This window comes from Gymnodinialimonas mytili, assembly GCF_037544085.1.
GTDB lineage: Bacteria > Pseudomonadota > Alphaproteobacteria > Rhodobacterales > Rhodobacteraceae > Gymnodinialimonas > Gymnodinialimonas mytili.
The window spans coordinates 446,295-462,648 of the sequence record NZ_JBBIFW010000001.1 but is presented as its reverse complement, the minus strand read 5'-3'; the positions used below and the strand labels follow the sequence as shown (position 1 = coordinate 462,648).

The 16,354-nt window shown below is 59.0% G+C and carries 13 protein-coding genes; 3 read left to right on the top strand and 10 right to left on the bottom strand.

Going from position 1 to position 16,354, the window contains the following annotated elements; genetic code table 11:
- Positions 1-27: 27 nt before the first annotated feature.
- From V8J82_RS02205 to V8J82_RS02175, 7 genes are all read right to left on the bottom strand, one after another.
- Positions 28-690 (bottom strand): TetR/AcrR family transcriptional regulator, encoded by a 663-nt coding sequence (locus V8J82_RS02205; RefSeq protein WP_339971689.1) that lies wholly within the window; start codon positions 688-690, stop codon positions 28-30.
- 3 nt (positions 691-693) lie between these two features.
- Positions 694-2,214 carry a trimethylamine methyltransferase family protein gene (locus V8J82_RS02200; protein WP_339971687.1) on the bottom strand — a complete coding sequence of 507 codons (1,521 nt, stop codon included), beginning with the start codon at positions 2,212-2,214 and terminating at the stop codon, positions 694-696.
- Positions 2,211-4,616, bottom strand: coding sequence for a GcvT family protein (locus tag V8J82_RS02195; RefSeq protein WP_339971685.1), 2,406 nt, complete (start codon positions 4,614-4,616; stop codon positions 2,211-2,213). Before V8J82_RS02195 ends, V8J82_RS02200 begins: the two co-directional genes overlap by 4 nt.
- A gap of 169 nt (positions 4,617-4,785) precedes the next feature.
- The gene (locus tag V8J82_RS02190; protein WP_339971683.1) at positions 4,786-6,417 is read right to left on the bottom strand and encodes an ArnT family glycosyltransferase; all 1,632 of its coding nucleotides are present in this window, start codon (positions 6,415-6,417) and stop codon (positions 4,786-4,788) included.
- Positions 6,414-6,758, bottom strand: a complete 345-nt coding sequence (locus V8J82_RS02185; RefSeq protein WP_339971681.1) for a lipid-A-disaccharide synthase N-terminal domain-containing protein — start codon at positions 6,756-6,758, stop codon at positions 6,414-6,416. The genes V8J82_RS02190 and V8J82_RS02185 overlap by 4 nt, the downstream gene beginning before the upstream one ends.
- Positions 6,758-7,522 (bottom strand): glycosyltransferase family 2 protein, encoded by a 765-nt coding sequence (locus V8J82_RS02180; protein ID WP_339971679.1) that lies wholly within the window; start codon positions 7,520-7,522, stop codon positions 6,758-6,760. The genes V8J82_RS02185 and V8J82_RS02180 overlap by 1 nt, the downstream gene beginning before the upstream one ends.
- Before the next feature lie 526 nt (positions 7,523-8,048).
- Positions 8,049-9,428, bottom strand: coding sequence for a phosphohexomutase domain-containing protein (locus tag V8J82_RS02175; RefSeq protein WP_339971677.1), 1,380 nt, complete (start codon positions 9,426-9,428; stop codon positions 8,049-8,051).
- Positions 9,429-9,566: 138 nt separating this feature from the next.
- Here V8J82_RS02175 and V8J82_RS02170 point away from each other — a divergent pair, with 138 nt between their 5' ends.
- Genes V8J82_RS02170 through V8J82_RS02160 form a run of 3 tightly spaced genes read left to right on the top strand, consistent with a single transcriptional unit; the run spans position 9,567 to position 12,554 of the window.
- Positions 9,567-10,268, top strand: a complete 702-nt coding sequence (locus V8J82_RS02170; RefSeq protein WP_339971675.1) for a hypothetical protein — start codon at positions 9,567-9,569, stop codon at positions 10,266-10,268.
- On the top strand, positions 10,258-11,352 hold the full coding sequence (locus V8J82_RS02165; RefSeq protein WP_339971673.1) for an AAA family ATPase: 1,095 nt from the start codon (positions 10,258-10,260) through the stop codon (positions 11,350-11,352). The genes V8J82_RS02170 and V8J82_RS02165 overlap by 11 nt, the downstream gene beginning before the upstream one ends.
- Positions 11,349-12,554, top strand: coding sequence for a vWA domain-containing protein (locus V8J82_RS02160; protein WP_339971671.1), 1,206 nt, complete (start codon positions 11,349-11,351; stop codon positions 12,552-12,554). The genes V8J82_RS02165 and V8J82_RS02160 overlap by 4 nt, the downstream gene beginning before the upstream one ends.
- On the opposite strand, the gene betB is transcribed toward V8J82_RS02160, so the two are convergent.
- The 3 genes from betB to V8J82_RS02145 all read right to left on the bottom strand — a co-directional run bounded on the left by betB (position 12,551) and on the right by V8J82_RS02145 (position 16,342).
- Positions 12,551-13,996 carry a betaine-aldehyde dehydrogenase gene (betB, locus tag V8J82_RS02155; RefSeq protein ID WP_339971670.1) on the bottom strand — a complete coding sequence of 482 codons (1,446 nt, stop codon included), beginning with the start codon at positions 13,994-13,996 and terminating at the stop codon, positions 12,551-12,553. The two genes, V8J82_RS02160 and betB, sit on opposite strands and share 4 nt — an antisense overlap.
- A 94-nt stretch (positions 13,997-14,090) precedes the next feature.
- Entirely contained in the window at positions 14,091-15,161 is a 1,071-nt protein-coding gene (locus V8J82_RS02150; protein ID WP_339971669.1) for an acyl-CoA dehydrogenase family protein, read from the bottom strand.
- Complete coding sequence (locus V8J82_RS02145; RefSeq protein WP_339971668.1) at positions 15,158-16,342, bottom strand: acyl-CoA dehydrogenase family protein; 1,185 nt, start codon at positions 16,340-16,342, stop codon at positions 15,158-15,160. Before V8J82_RS02145 ends, V8J82_RS02150 begins: the two co-directional genes overlap by 4 nt.
- Between the last annotated feature and the right edge of the window lie 12 nt (positions 16,343-16,354).

Sequence of the window (16,354 nt, the reverse complement as noted above, 5' to 3'; positions counted from 1 at the left end):
CATAGCCTTACACCCGACGGCTTACCGCTAGGGTGCCGCCAAAGCATGGGCGGTAAAGTCTGCGATCTCCTCAGGCGATGCCTTTTGGCCGGTGAAGTGCTCCAAGAAACCGGCGAGGCGCGACATGCGCAAAGCGATGTCTTCATGAAGCTCAAGGGCATGGTAGCCGATTTGCATGAAATAGAGGATACGCGCGCGGATATCGGCCTCGTCATTCGGATAGCCATGGGCGCCGTACATCGCGCGCACCGCGTTCAAACGTGCGCTGTCGGCGGCGTCGATCCGCGCCCGTACCGTGCTGTCGCGACGGGACCATTCGCGCACCGCAAAATCCAGATGTGGATCAAACAGACGATCATCGACAAAACATCGGAAGAAATTGCACAAGGCCGCGGTGATACTGGGGGCGGGCAGGGCGCATTGGCGCAAAATGGGTGCGGTGTTCCGGGCCTGCCAATCATCCAGTAGCGCCGCCAAAAGATCGGCGCGGGACCCAAAATACCAATAGAAGGACGAGCGTGAAACGCCGAGCCGATTGGCAAGCGTCAGGATCTTCACATCGGCCGCGCCGGAGGCGATCAGAACCTCGCGCGCAGTGTTGATCCAATCCTCCCGCGTGACTTTGACATGACCGGTCAGCGGCGCTTTTCCGGGGTCATCGCGGTGTAAGATCGGATCAGGACGGGCCATGGATCAGCTTTCTGGCAAGGCGCCACCTTCGGCGGTGCGTCGGGCAATATGGGCGCGTAAGGCACCAACACGATCTGGATCAAGCGCCGGTTGCGGCGGATCTGCAAGGATTTCCTGCCAAACATCGCGCGCCCGGGTCGAGGCATCGCGCGCACCGCGTTCCGTCCACGTGCCGAAATTGGCGTAGTCATGCACGATGGGTTCGTAAAACTCGGTCGGATAGCGTGCCATGGTCTGGCCTGTGGCAAAGAAATGTCCGCCAGGGGCGACTTCGGCCAAGGCGTCAAGGCCAATCTCGGCGTCGCCTGCCTGGGCGCCCGCACAAAGCTCGGCCACCATATTCAGCACCTCGACATCGGTGATGAGCTTTTCGTAGGAGACCGTCAGGCCGCCTTCCAGCCATCCTGCGGAGTGAATGATCACCGTCGCCCCGGCCATCAGACAGCCCCAAAGCCCAAACTGGTTTTCATTGGCCGCCTGAACATCATTTGAGTTCGCGGCAGACCCCGCTGCCGAGCGCCACGGCAGCCCAAGGAACCGCGCCAACTGACCTGCCGCAAGCGAGGCCTGGAAATGGGCGGGCGTGCCGAAGGCCGGAGCGCCTGACCGCATATCCACATTGGAACTGAAGGTGCCATAGCAGACCGGTGCGCCTGGTTTGACAAGCTGGGTCAGGGTAAGCGCGGCCAGCGCCTCGACATGGCTCAGCGTGATCGCCCCGGCCACCGTGATCGGAGCCATGGCACCCATCAGTGTGAAAGGCGTGATGATCGAAATCTGTCCGGCGCGCGCAAAATCGATCAGGCCCTGTGCCATCGGAACATCTAGGGTGCGCGGTGAGTTGGTGTTGATGATCGTGTAGCAATGGGGATGCGCGGCAAAGTCCGCATCGCTGACCCCGCGGAAATCGCGCAGCATCTCAAAACTGTCCATCACCTGCGGCGTGCCACGGGAGAAGATGAAAGGGAACTTGTCACTTTCGGTGAGCTGACAATCGAGGGTGAAGTAGTGGCGCAGATGGGTCGGGACGTTTTGTGGTTCGACCAGCGGTGGCAGCATTTGAAAGACATCGAAGGCCTGGGTCAGCTGGATCAACTCGCGAAAGTCGCTGTCGCGGCCCGGCCGACGGCCTCGGATCTCATCATGGGCGTGAGGGGCACCTGCGCCGGGTTGAAAAACCAGGCTGCCTAGTTCCAGCGTGATGTCGCGATCCCGCGCACCGGCCCGGCCGTCGATCTTTCGGGGCGCGGTGGCGAGGGCCGCCTCGACGATCTCACGCCCGATATGGACCATGTCCCCGTCGACGCGAGCGCCCGACGCGGCAAAGATCTGCCGCGCCTGGGGCAACAGGAGCTTGATCCCCAACCGCTCCAACACATCCAGCGCGGCCTCGTGGATCGCTTCGATCCGGTCGCTGGAAAAGACCTGCATCGGTGGAAACGGGTTCTTGAGATGTCGGTAATTCGGCGCGCGTTCGCTGGGGCGGTGGCCTGTGCGCGCCCCGCTGCGGCGTCGGTTGCTCATCGGCGCATCGCCGTACCGGCGGGATCGTAGGGGGATGCGGGGACCACCGTCGCCCCGCGCTCGACACCGACGATATGGGTGCTGAGCGCCGTGCCCACGGCTGCGACATCGGCATCGACCAACGCCATGGCGAGAGACTTCTGCACGCTGTGCCCATACCCGCCCGAGGTGATGAAGCCCACCTTGTGGTCATTGTTCCAAATCGGTTCATATCCCGTGGCGTCGGCGTCACCATCGGCGATCTCCAACGTCACCAGGCGGCGCTGCGGCCCATTGCCATCCCGTTCGGCGAGAGCCTTTTCGCTGCCGATGAACTCTTTCTCCCAATCGATCCAGCGATCCATGCCGGTCATACCTGCGGTGTAGCCTTGGGTGAATTCGGCCGACCAGATCCCGAAGCTTTTCTCAAGGCGCAGCGACAGAAGCGCGTTGAAGCCAATCTCGCGGATGCCCTCATCGGCGCCTGCCTCCAGCAGCATCTGGCGCAGGGTGATGTGATCGCCATAGCGGCAGTTGATCTCATAGCCGCGCTCGCCGGTCACAGACAGACGGGCCACGCGGGCCCGGATCAAACCGACATCGAATGTCGCGCAGCCCATGAACGGCATTGGGCTGAGATCGTTGGTGACCAGCTTCTGTAGGACAGTGGCGGATTTCGGACCTGAGAGGGAAAAACCGCAATATTCCTCGCCCAGATCACGGATCTGAACACCCTCTGTCAGGTGGTCGTTGAACCAGCGCATGTGCCAGGCACGCAGGTAGTAAGATCCCATGATCCACCACGTCCCGTCGCCCCAATTGAACAACGTCAGGTCCCCCATAAGACGCCCGCTGGGCGCCAGCATGGGGGCCAGTTTTGCGTGGCCCGGTTTGGGCAGGCTGGAGGCCATCATTCTGTCAAGCCACGCCTTAGCATTCGATCCGCTCACCTCGTAGCGGCTGAAGCCCGTTATATCGAGCAGCCCCACATTTTCACGGACCGCTTTGCATTCCTCGGCTACGATGTCGTGGGCGTTGGAGCGTTTGAGGGTCAGGGTTTCTTCGAAATCCGGGTCAGGTGCGAAGTAGAGCGGCACTTCCAGATCCCAGCTTTGGCCCCAACGGCACCCGGCGGCATCCATATCCGAATAAGCGGGTGCGCGTTTCAAGGGCCGTCCGGCAGGGAGTTGCTCGTTCGGGTAGGACATCACGAAGCGGCGCGAGTAAAACTGGCCGGTCGTCTGGCGAATGTATTCGCGGTTCTCGGCGAATGTGCCGTATCGCGCGACATCCATGGCGTAGGTGTCGGCTTCGGGCTCTCCATAGATCATCCATTCTGCAAGGCTTTTGCCGACGCCACCGCCTTGCAGAAAGCCCGCCATCACGGCGCAGGCGCACCAATAACCCCGCTTGCCGGGTACGGGGCCGACCAGCGGATTGCCATCGGGGCTGAAGGTGAAGGCGCCGTTCACCCAGGTTTTCACGCCGACCTGTTGCAGCGCCGGGTAGCGTTCAAAACCGAGGATCAGCTCGTGTTCGATCCGTTCGGTCTGTTCCTGGAACAGCTCCATCCCGTAGTCCCAGGGCGCGCCATCCATCGCCCAATGCTCGTGATTGATCTCGTAAATGCCGAGGAGTACGCCCTTTTGATCCTGGCGCAGATAGGTGAATCCTTCGAGATCTACAGTCATCGGCATCTCGTGATCGAGCTGTTCAAGCTGCGGGATCGTGTCAGAGATCAGATAATGGTGTTTGAGCGGTGAGACCGGCAACTCGATCCCAGCCATACGGCCAAGCTGTTTCGCCCAGAGCCCGGCCGCATTGACCACATGCTCGCAGGTGATTGTGCCCTTGTCGGTGACGACCTTCCAACCATCGGACGTTTGGATCAGCTCTTCGACCTTGGTATGTTCGTAATATTCCGCGCCGCGCTTCCTGGCAGCGATGGCATAGGCGTGGACGGTGCCGGTCGTATCGACATAGCCCTCGCGATCGGCCCAAAGTGCCCCTAGGATACCGTCGGTGGACATGATGGGGCAGGCAGCTTTCGCCTCTTCGGGTGTCATCAGGTGGCAATCCTCGATGCCAATGGACTGAAAGACACGGTAGGCCGATTGAAGCCATTCCCAGCGTTCCGGCGTGCCCGCCAGGGTCAGTCCGCCGGTCATGTGTAAGCCGATATTCTGGCCGCTTTCGGCCTCGACCTCGGACAACAGGTCAATCGTGTAGGCTTGTAGCTGGGCCATGTTCGGGTCGGCGTTGAGCGCGTGGATGCCGCCTGCTGCGTGCCAGGAGGATCCGGCGGTGAGGACAGAGCGTTCCAACATCACCACATCTGTCCAGCCAAACTTTGCCAGATGATACAGCACAGACGATCCGACAACGCCGCCTCCGATCACGACAACTCTGTAGTGGGATTTCATCTGGCCCCTCCCGGACTTTCGCAGTTTGGGCCAGCTTAGAGGCGTCTGGACAGATGTGTCCAGGCTTGCTGGCGACTTCATCTGGACCGGTTTGCGACATGCGTCTTGGGGGCATGTGGATAATCGAGCCGAGCTTCTGACAAAAACGACTAACGATGTCAGAGTGACATCACGAGCTACAGGGCTCCGCAGGCGCGGGCACCCCCGGCGATACGAAGAGGCGCATGGTCACCTCACGGAAATTGGCGAAGTTCAGCCCGTCGATCTCGGTGATCTCTGGCACGCCTGGCGGTGGGGCATCGTCTAACCGGCGGGCATCGATCCAGACGCTACGACCGGTCTCGGCGGCCAGGTAGTCAAAGGCCGTTTCGGTGTCCAGGAACACGACTTCACCCCCCATATAGAAAGCGGCTGAGGGTTCCGAAAAGCCTGCAAGGGCCACGGGTGGAGCGAAACACGTATGCTGTGCCATCGCAGTTGCGATCCGCTTGGCCAAACGCAGATCTGTGGAGGCAGGTAGCGAAACCGCGGACAGCGTCCAACCGACGATGATACCGGCAAGTGCCAGGCATGTGACGGATTGTGTAAGCTCAGCCCGCCAAAGGCTGATCAACGCGCCGAAGCCAGCCAGCAACGTGATGGCGGCGCCGAACCATGCCAGCCAGGGCACGGCGTCGCCGTAGATCCATGGTGCGGCGATGAGCGCGGCGGTGAAGGCGCCCAAACCCAGCAGAAAGCCAAACCCGCCCAAGGCCGCGATCCAACGACGGAAGCGCATCTCGCCCTCGGCCAATTGCCAGAGCGCAACGGCGCCCAGCAACATCAGCGGAGGGTAAAGCGGCAAAGTGTAGTGCAACAGCTTGACCGGCACGGCTTCAAAAACCAGCCAGGCGGGCACAAGCCAGCCGAGCAGGAACGCAATGTCAGGACGTTTGCGCCCCCGCCACCCCACAATTGCCGCCATTGGCAAGATGACACTCCATGGCCAGAATGTCAGCCAGATCGTCAGCAGATAGAGGCCCGGAGGACTGCCGCTATGCTCGCCTTCGGTCGTGATCTTGTCGGTCAAGTCCGTGCCGAGCGAGGCCGACCAAAATGCACCATCAGTCACAATCGTGATTGCGATGAACCAAGGGGTGGTGAGCGCCAGCATCCACACCATGCCGGGCAGGGGACGCAAGGCGGCGAGCCATCGGAGATCACGTGCGAAGGCGCTGCACCACAAAATTGCGCCCAACACCGGCAGCGCGACCATCGGGCCTTTCAGCAAGAAGCCCGCGGCCATGGCTGTCCAGAAGATTGCCGGTGTCAGCACCGATCGTGCTTTGCCCATCCAGATGTGACCCAGCGCACCCATGGCCAGGATCACCGACAATAGCAATGCAGCATCGGTTTTCGCGGTGCGTGCTTCGGCATGGAGCATGTACACGGTTGCGCACATGATCCCGGCCAGGATCGCAGCGCGTCGACCGACAAGGGGAGTGCCGGCCCAGATCAGGGCGAAGGCGCTGAACACTCCGGCCAGATAGGAAGGCAGCCGATGCACCCAGATCGGCGTCGTGCCCTCTGCCCCGGTAAGCCAAATCGCGGCACTTTGCGCCCAGTAGATGAGGGCCGGTTTATTGTGGCGCGGTTGGTCCAATAGCCGGATATCGATGAGATCGCCGGTTTCGGCCATCTGCCGGGCGGCTTGGGCGAAACGTGCCTCGTCGCGATCCTGAACCGGCAGTTCTGCCAACCCGATGCCAAAGCTTAGCAAAGCCAGCAGCAACACCGCCCATGGCGCAAAGCGAGATGTCATTTGGTCGTATGAACGGCGTCGACGGCTTCCGTGGTTTGTTCGTCCCGGCGCGTGCGATGGATCAGCATCAAGTTGCGCGCATAGACGATGACCCCGGTGGATTGACCCAAGATAAACACCGGATCCTGCCGATAGATCGCGTAGGATAACATCAGAAGGCCGCCGCTGATCGACAGATACCAGAACGCGACGGGGACATAGGATCGCCCGGCTCGCTCAGAGGCGATCCATTGCACGATGAATCGCGATGCGAAGATAGCCTGTGCCAGGAAGCCAAGCGCCACCCACCAGAACTCTAGCCAATTGTCGATCTTGAGGAATTCAAACAGCCAGTCTTGCATCAGACACGATCCTCCGGCCTGGAAATCAAAGTTTCAGATGGCAGGACGCTGCGTTTGCGCCGGATCAGCCAAGCCACGCCGACAAGGTCACTGAGACCCACGATGGCTCTCCCTAGATTGGTGTATTTGGAGGCCCCTGCAACGCGCGGCTTGTGCGACACGTCGACATGGCCGACCTGCCAGCCGTCACGCTGAAACAGCGCGGGAAGGTACCGGTGCATGTGGTTGAAATAGGGAAGGGCAAGGTAGGCCTCGCGGCGGAACGCTTTCAAACCGCAGCCCGTGTCGCGAGTGCCATCTTTCAGCAAGGTCTTGCGCAAAGCATTGGCGGCTTTCGATGCGAGGCGTTTGTGCAAGGGGTCGTCGCGTTTGACACGTTGCCCTGCGATCAGGGCAAGGTGATCTGGACCATTCAGCAAAGGTCCGACCACCTTCGGCAGGTCTTCGGGTGGGTTTTGGCCGTCGCCATCCAGGGTCGCGATAATCGGCGCCTCGGCTGCGCGCACCGCTGCGTGGACCGCGGCAGATTGGCCAGCAGGCCGCGGATGTGTGATGATTTTCAGCAGGATATCCGGATTTGCCGCGCCGAATGTCTTAAGCGCGCTTGCAGTGCCATCGGTCGAGCCGTCATCGGTGACGCAGATCTCGAATGTACCGAGGGGACGAGCCGCCGCCACGCAGCCGCCGAGCAATACCGGGACCGTCTCTGCTTCGTTCAACATGGGTATGGCGATCGCAAATTGAGGCGCGTGTGCCGCGGTCATTGCGCCCTCCTTCAAGGTGGTTTCTCGGGGTGTATGCCGAAATCGGGATATCCGAAAGGGGGCCAAGCCGTCTGGCGATCTATCGGCGTCTCATCATCTTGGATGTCGGTCGGGTCGAGGGATGGTCAGCATCACACGGACGATTGTGTCCCGGTTTGAAGGCGTTCCAATCGTCAAAGTGCCTTTGTTTGCTCTATTGTTATTACTTTTCAATTGTTTGCGGGTTTTATCTGAGGCTGTGCGTCAAGATTCATTAATTCTTCGTTGCGATTGGCCCGGTGCCATGCGCGTCGGTTTTCAGTCGAGGTGCAGCGCAGCGTCCCTCCGGGCTTCATTTTTTCGCACAGTGCCAAAACCCACAGACTTTCCACAGAGTTTTCCTGTGGATAACCATTTGAATTTTCTGTGGACATAGGAGCCTGTGGATAAATTCATAGTATCCTGACTATCACTTATCCGGCTTTTATCTGCATTCTTGAGCCTTGATAGCTCGGAATGCAGATTTTTTCCGACATTCGTCTCGCGATCACTGCTGAATCATATTGCGCAGCTCATCAAGCTTTTCCGCAACGAGTTCTGGATTTCCTTTGGCCTCAATATTCAGTCTCAGCAGCGGCTCTGTATTTGAGGAGCGGAGATTGAAGCGCCAGCTATCGAAGGACAGGCTAAGCCCATCGATGTCATCGCGGCTGCTGGCCTGCGGGGCATAGGTGCTTTCGATCCGTGAAATCACAGGGCCGGTATCATCCACGCGGAAATTGACTTCACCGGAGGATGGAAACGTTGTGCGGCGTTCCTCCATCAAGGCTTTGAGGGTCGTGTTCTTGCGGTTCAACAATTCACCGATCAACAACCACGGGATCATCCCAGAGTCGCAATAGAAGAAATCTCTGAAATAGTGGTGTGCCGACATCTCGCCGCCATAGACGGCATCCTGATCTCGTAAGATTTGTTTGATGTTTGAGTGACCACATTGCGACATGATGGCTTGCCCGCCAGCTTCGGACACCACATGTTGTGTGCTCCAAATGATCCGGGGATCGTGCACGATCTTCGCGCCCGGTGTCTTTGTCAGAAACACCTCGGCGAGCAGGCCCACGACATATTCCCCAGGAATGAAGCCCCCTTCATGATCAAAGAAGAAGCAGCGGTCAAAATCGCCGTCCCATGCGACCGCAAAATCGGCGCCTTCACGGACCACTGCTTCGGACGTCACAGGCTGGTTTTCAGGGAGAAGCGGGTTGGGAATACCGTTCGGGAAGGACCCGTCGGGGGTGTGGTGCATCCTCACAAACTCCCACGGGGCGCCAGCTTTTGCCAAACCGTCGGCGATTGCGTCGAAACTTGGTCCGGCCGCGCCATTGCCAGCATTCACGAGTATTTTCAATGGTTTCAACGCAGACGTTGAGACAAATCCGAGCAGGCATTCGACATATGAGACGCGTGTATCGGAGACATCTTTAATCGTGCCCCCCGGTACTTCCTCGCGAAAGGCGCCGCTTTCCGCGAGCGCCTTGATCTCCGCCATCCCGCTCTCAGATCCGATCGGCGCAGAATTCGCACGGACCATCTTCATGCCGTTGTAATCCATCGGATTGTGCGAGGCCGTGACGCAAATGCCGCCATCCGCGTTCAGATGCGACACCGCAAAATAAGTCTCCTCAGTGCCCGAAAGCCCCAGGTCCAAGACTTCGACGCCGGCAGCCATGAGGCCATCAGCCAACGCGCCGGCCAAACCCTCCGAGGACGGACGCACGTCGCGCCCGATGACAACCCGTTTCGCGTCCAACACATCGGCAAAGGCCCGTCCGATGCGATATGCGTTCGCCTCGGTCAGGTCTTCGTCCAATCGGCCGCGGATATCATAAGCTTTGAAACAGGATAGCGGCTGGTCAAGCGGGGTCATATGTCGGTCTCCAAAGTCAAAGGACATCCCCCTATAGGGCGTTCACAGGTTGTTCGGCTAGACGTGCCATTTGGCAGCGGCGACTTTGGCCCTATCCTGAGGCAGAATTACGCTCACGCCGCACTTTTGAGGGGCAAAATGTTCATCGTGTCGCACAAAACACTTCTGAATCCGGGCGTTCTGGAAACGCGTTCACTGCCCAAGAAGTTCTTTGGGCGTGTCCAGTTGCTGCCCCGCAAGGGACGGCTTGGCCTTTGGCTGCGTTTGATATTCGAGATGCAGATGGTGCGCTACATGGGGGCGTTGCTGCCGTTTCTGGTCTTGCCTTTGATGTCACGTGATCTTGCCCAACCGGTGACCCAGGCACCGCTGGCGATGCTGATCGTTATCGCCTTCGTTGAACTGAAGGTTCTGCGCTTGTCTGAAGGCGCGCGCGAGAGGCTGATGTCAAAACCCGAGGCAGAGCGCATTGTCGATGCCTTTGCGTTTCGTGCAAAGACCGCACTACGCCGTCTTGCCGCGCGGCGAGAATTGGAGGTGGGGCAGCTCGTGCTCGTGGCAGAGCAATCAGAGCTTGCACGGGTCGCGCCACTGACGTTGATCTCAATCCAAACCGATACGCCCAGACCCCAGGTGATGGATCTGTCAGAGGGCGATCAAGCGTATCTAAGTGATGTGTTCGATGAAACACTAACGGAGAAAGACCTACAAAATGCCAATTTGAGGTTAGGTATATCCGTGCAGGAAGTCAGTATTGAGACGAAGGCAATCTCTGCCCATGCGCGCCTGACCGCGTGGATGGATCGGTTTGCAGCGGAGGCACCAGCAAGTGGCAATTAATGCACATCGCGTCTCTGCGGGTGAGGCGTTGCGCGTTCTAAAGGCTGGTTGGGCCCAGCAGAAGCGTGGTCACCTTACAACAAGTTGGATGTTGCATGGGCGTCCAGGTGTCGGGAAAACGGAATTGGTTCAGGAGCTTGCGTCGGATATCGGCGCTGAGCTTTATGATCTTCGCCTGACAACCATTGAACCACAGGATTTGCGTGGTCTCCCCTTCTACGACCACGACAATAAGAAAACAGTGTGGTTTCCCCCGGAGGATTTACCTGACACATCAGAGCCCGCCATTCTGTTTCTGGACGAATTGACGGCAGCGTCGCAACAACTGCAACCAACTGTTTATGGGTTATTACAAGAACGCCGAGTCGGCCGGCGCACATTGCCCGCATCTGTCTTCATTGTCGCTGCGGGAAACTCCGTTGAAGATGGTGCGGTTGCCTATGAAATGGGAACCGCCTTGTCTGATCGTATGGTGCATATGATCGTGCAGGCCGACCCGGAGGATTGGCTGAAAAACTACGCGCCGCGCGCAAGCATTCATCCGACCGTGGCCGCATTTTTGCGTAGCCGACCAGATTTGTTGGATACGACCGAGACATCGCTCAGACGCGGCGACGCCATTGCGTGCACCCCGCGATCCTGGACCCGGGTCAGCGCGATCCTTGCATCTGAGGCTGACAGGGACGCGCGCAACGTCATGATTGCAGGGACAATCGGTGCTGCGGCCGCCGCAGAATTTGCACTCGTCGTAGATGATATCGCGTCCAGCGTTCAGGTGCATGCGATGTTGACGACAATGCGCGCCAAACGGGCTGAACTTTACCCTGAAAACCTGCATGGATTGACAGCTTTGGTGTTTGCGCTGGCCAGCGCCACGACGCAGGATACGCTCCCAGCAGCAATCGAAATCCTGGCGGATCTTCCTATGCTCGACCGGCCCGGCTTACCGGTGAGTGAATTGGCAGCCTTCGGGTTTGAGCTGTTGATCTCTCGCGCCATGGAGGAAGGCTGGCATCAGGTATTTGCGACCTCTGCTGCCTATGCCGAATACTCGGAAAGTCGTGTTCAGGCAGGCTTGGTATGACGCATTCAAAGCGCGCGGATCGAGCACTCGCGCAACTGGCGGAAATTGACCCGGCCTTATCTATTCTGGCGCTGTGGTGTCTGCATCGCGATGGGGATGCCGTGACCAGAACCGTAGGTGATACAATTGCTTACGGGCCAGAGTTCACGTCGTTTGGATTGGCGGAGCAAACCGCCATTGTGGCGCATCATGTCTTACATGTCGCGTTTCGGCACTCAGATCGCGCCCTGGTGATGTCGGAGCGTCTTGGCGCAGAATTCGACGCCGATTTGTTTGGAATAGCGGCGGACGGGCTGGTGAACCAAACACTTGCGCTGGCTGACCACGCGTTACCTCGCCCTGCCGTGTTGGCGTCCGAATTGTTGGCGGATATTGGCGAGAGCGCGCCGTCACCGGTGGCCATTTTGCAGGATTGGGATGTGGAGCGATTGGCCATTTTCCTGCACGCCGACAAAACACGCGCAGACAGGGCGCGCGCTTACGGACAAAAGCAAGGTTTCAAGCAGGACGTTGCGGTCGGGCAGACTGGCGAAACCGACCAACGCAAATCCGATCTTGATTGGCAAAACCATGTGACCCGCGCCCTGAATGCGGGCCGCAGAGCTGGCAGCGGTATCGGGAAGTATGGGGCAATCATCGGCGGTCTGAGCCCCGCAACCACGCCGTGGGAGGTTCGGCTGCGTGGTTTGATGGCGCGCGCGATATCTCACGATCCCGTTCCGTCGTTCCGGCGGCCGTCCTCGCGTTGGATCGCAATGGTGGCCAATGGCGGTGCGGAGCCCGCGTTCCAGCCTGGTCGGGCGCGTGACGCAATGCGCCCTCGGATCGTGGTCGCAATCGACACGTCCAGTTCGATTGATCCCCTGTCGATGCAGCTTTTTGCGAACGAAACACAAGGGGTTAGCCGACGGACAGGCGCCGAAACTCATGTGCTTGCATTCGACGAAAAGGTTTATGCCACCTTAGCCCTAAGCGATTTTGGGGGTGCGACCGCGTCTTCCATGGATCTTCGAAGTGGGGGCGGGACGGATTTTCGGCCCGTTATTCAAGCCGCTGCGCGGTATTGGCCATCAATCCTGGTGGTCTTAACCGATTTGGATGCACCTTTTGGACCGAAGCCGGATTTCCCAGTCCTCTGGGCGGTCAACGGGGACTCGACTGTGATCCCGCCATTTGGTGACGTGCTGCAGCTGGAGCACTAGAATGCGGCGTCGACAGGGGACATCCCGACATAGATCGTTTTGATCTCAGAATAGGATTCAATCGCGGCTTTCGAGTTTTCGCGACCGATGCCTGAGGCTTTCGATCCTCCGAAGGGCATCTCCACCGGCGTCAGATTGTACTGGTTTATCCAGCAGGTCCCGGCCTCAATCGCTGCGACGATGCGGTGGGCGCGGGTCAGATCGGCAGTGAACACAGCGCCAGACAGCCCCAAATCCGTTGCATTGGCCCGTTTGATAACCTCTTCCTCGGTCTCAAAGTCAAACAGCGATAGAACCGGTCCGAAAATCTCTTCCCGCGCGATGCTCATGTCATCTGTCACGTCGCTGAAAATCGCAGGCTCGATGAAGTGGCCATCTGCGCCCAGGCGCTGTCCGCCATAGGCCAGAGTTGCGCCTTCGGCTTTGCCTTTTTCGATGTAGGAACAAGTGATTGAGAGCTGTTCCTCACTTATCATCGGACCGAAGTTCGTGGCGGGATCGCGCGGATCGCCGATCACGGCTTTGGATGTCCGAGCGATCAAACGGTCGAGGAAAGCATCTTTGATCCCGCTTTGCACAAAAACGCGGGTCCCGTTGGAGCAGATTTGACCCGATGAATAGAAATTCGCGTTGATCGCTGCCGAAACGGCGCTGTCCACATCCGCATCATCGAAGATGATCAGCGGTGATTTGCCACCAAGTTCCATGGTGACGTGCTTCATTTGCGATGCGGCCGCGGCGTAGACCTTTTTGCCCGTCGGGGCCGAGCCTGTCAGCGACACTTTGGCGATACGCCGATCCTCCACCAATGCTTTGCCCACCGAACCAGCGCCTTGGATCACGTTGAATACACCGGGCGGCGCGCCTGCTTCGATCAGAATTTCCGCGAGTTTCAAAGCACATAGAGGCGTTTGTTCAGATGGTTTGAACACCATTGTGTTGCCGCATGCCAGGGCCGGGGCCGCTTTCCATGCCGCGATTTGTGTGGGGTAGTTCCATGCGCCGATCCCGACACAGACCCCGAGCGGAATCCGCATCGTATATGCCCAATCGCCACCAAGCGGAATGTGGTCGCCCGTCAGTGTCGCTGCCAGGCCACCGAAATACTCCAGCGCATCAGCGGCCGAGGTTGCATCTGCGACCAGTGTTTCCTGGATCGGTTTGCCGGTATCCAATGTCTCTAATTCGCTGAGCTCTTGATTTCTTGCGCGTATCAGATCAGCCGCGCGTCTGAGAACGCGTCCGCGTTCTACGGGCATCAAGGCGGCCCAGGCTGATTGTGCCGCTTTTGCCGAGGCGATGGCGGCATCGACAATGGCAGGCGTTGCCTCGTGGACGCGCGCGATCTCTTCGCCTGTTCCGGGGAAGGTCACGGGGATCAACGGCCCGTTTTTATCCTCGACATAGGCTCCGTTCACGAAATGGCTGGCTGTCGGTTGCATTGCGATCCCTGGGAAAACTGCGGCATGGCGCCCGTTTCGGGCGCCCAGACATGATCACGACTGACCGGCGCAAGCAATCCCGAAACCGCCTGCGTCAACCGTCGATAATTTCGCCCATCAGCCGTTCCAGATGGTGATCTGTATCGCCCAATTGGTGATCAATCATCACCAGGCGTTTGGCGTAATGCGCCAGCGGGTATTCCCAGGTTATGCCGATCCCGCCATGCATTTGTATCGTCTCTTCAGAGACTTGCCGGGCGATGATCCCAACAAGGTGCTTCGCCTGGCTGATGCGATACGACTGCTTGTCCTCACCCAAGGCATCGGCTGCTAGGATGACCGAAGATCTTGCCTGTTCGATTTCGATCATCAATGTCACTGCTCGGTGCTGGAGCGCTTGGAAAGCGCCGAGCTTTTGGCCAAACTGCTGACGCGTCTTCAAATAGTCGGTCAACATATCTGTTGCGGTTTGCATCGCGCCGAGCGCCTCGGCCGATAGTGCAAGCACTCCGGCATCCAACGCGGTGCGCGCCGCCGCTTTTGCATCTGGCAACAGCATCTCAGCCGGCGCGTCGTCCAGGAAGATTTCCGCCGCAGGTCCGCCATCGATCATCCCGTAGGGGGTGATGTCGGCAACATCTGCGTCGACCTCGAACAACGCAAGCGCGCCCTCAGCCCGCGCCAGAACAAGGATCCGCTCGGCAACGCCACCGCCGTAAACCACAGATTTTCTGCCGGATAGCGTCCAGCTATCGCCGTTCAGACGCGCCGATGTGGCAATTGTCTCCAGATCGTAAGGCGCGTCCAATTCGCCAATCCCGACCGCGTATCTTAAGCCGGAAAGAAGGGGCTCTAGAGTTCTGTCGGCGGCGGCCAGCAACTGTGCTGCCATCAGCGCGGGGAGCATTGGCTCGGGGCACAACGCACGTCCAAGCGCTTCAAAGACAACGGCAATATCGAAACCCGTACCGCCCATGCCGCCACGCGCTTCGGGTACCAACGCATAGAGCGCCCCGAGTTCGACCAGGCCGTCCCAGGCTTGCTTGGAATGAAAGGGCGACTCATAGGCCAGGGTGGCGCGCGCTTCGATCGGGCACGCATCGTTCAGAAACCGGCTCAGGCTTTCGGCCAGCATCCGGCGGTCATCCGTCATTTCGAAATTCATCCGCGCATCATCCCTTTTGCCAGGATGTTGCGTTGAATTTCGTTGGACCCTCCGTAGATCGAAATCTTGCGATTGTTGAAATACCCTGCCGCGTTTTGGGCGTGGCCGGGCGGCGCGATCGCCAGATTGTCGAGATCCTCAGACGGGAAAGGGGCTGCGGCAGGGCCCAATGCGCGCCGCGCCAAATCATTCAGCGTTTGGCGGATCTCGGTCCCCTTAATCTTCAACATCGAAGGTTCAAAGGTCAGTTGTCCGCCGTCTGCGGCAAGCGACAACATCCGCAGATTGGTCAACCGCATGGCATCCAATTCGGCTTCGACCCGTGCCAGCCGCGCGGCGAAAAGAGGGTTTTGGATCAACGGCTTGCCCCCACGGAGCACCTTGCGCGCCAGGGCCTTCACCTCAGCCAAAGCCTGAACGCTGAACCCCGTCCCGGCTATGTTCGTCCGCTCATGACCCAGAAGATACTTCGCGATGGTCCAACCCATGTTTTCGTCGCCAACCAGATTGGCAACCGGTACGCGCACATCGGTGAAGAACACCTCGTTCACCTCATATCCACCCTCGATCAGACGGATTGGGCGCATCTCAATCCCTGGCAAATCGAGATCAACGAGCAGAAATGAGATCCCTTCCTGCGGTTTGCCGTCGAATTTGGTGCGCACCAGGCAAAAGATTCGATTGGCATATTGGCCAAGCGTGGTCCACGTCTTCTGGCCAGTCACGACGTAATGGTCGCCCTCACGCTCTGCCCGCGTCTTGAGCGAGGCAAGATCGCTGCCCGCGCCGGGCTCCGAATACCCCTGGCACCACCAATCGCGGCCATCCAAAATTCGTGGCAGATATTCCGCCTGCTGTGATTTGGTGCCAAATTTCATCAGAACCGGGCCCAGCATCTTCAGTCCGAACGGCACGATACGGGGCGCGTTGGCCAAGGCACATTCCTCTTCGAAGATGTGCAATTCGATTGGCCCCCAGCCTTGTCCGCCAAATTCGGTCGGCCACGGTCCCGCGAGCCAGTTTTTATCGTTCAGGATTCTGTGCCAGGCCTCCATATCGTCTCGCGTCGGCCCATCGCCGCGCGCGACCCGGGCCGCGATGTCGCTGGGCAATGCCTCCGCCAGAAACGCGCGTACCTCGGATTGAAACGCGTGTTCCGCCGGTGAATAGCTCAAATCCATCGAAAGCCCTCC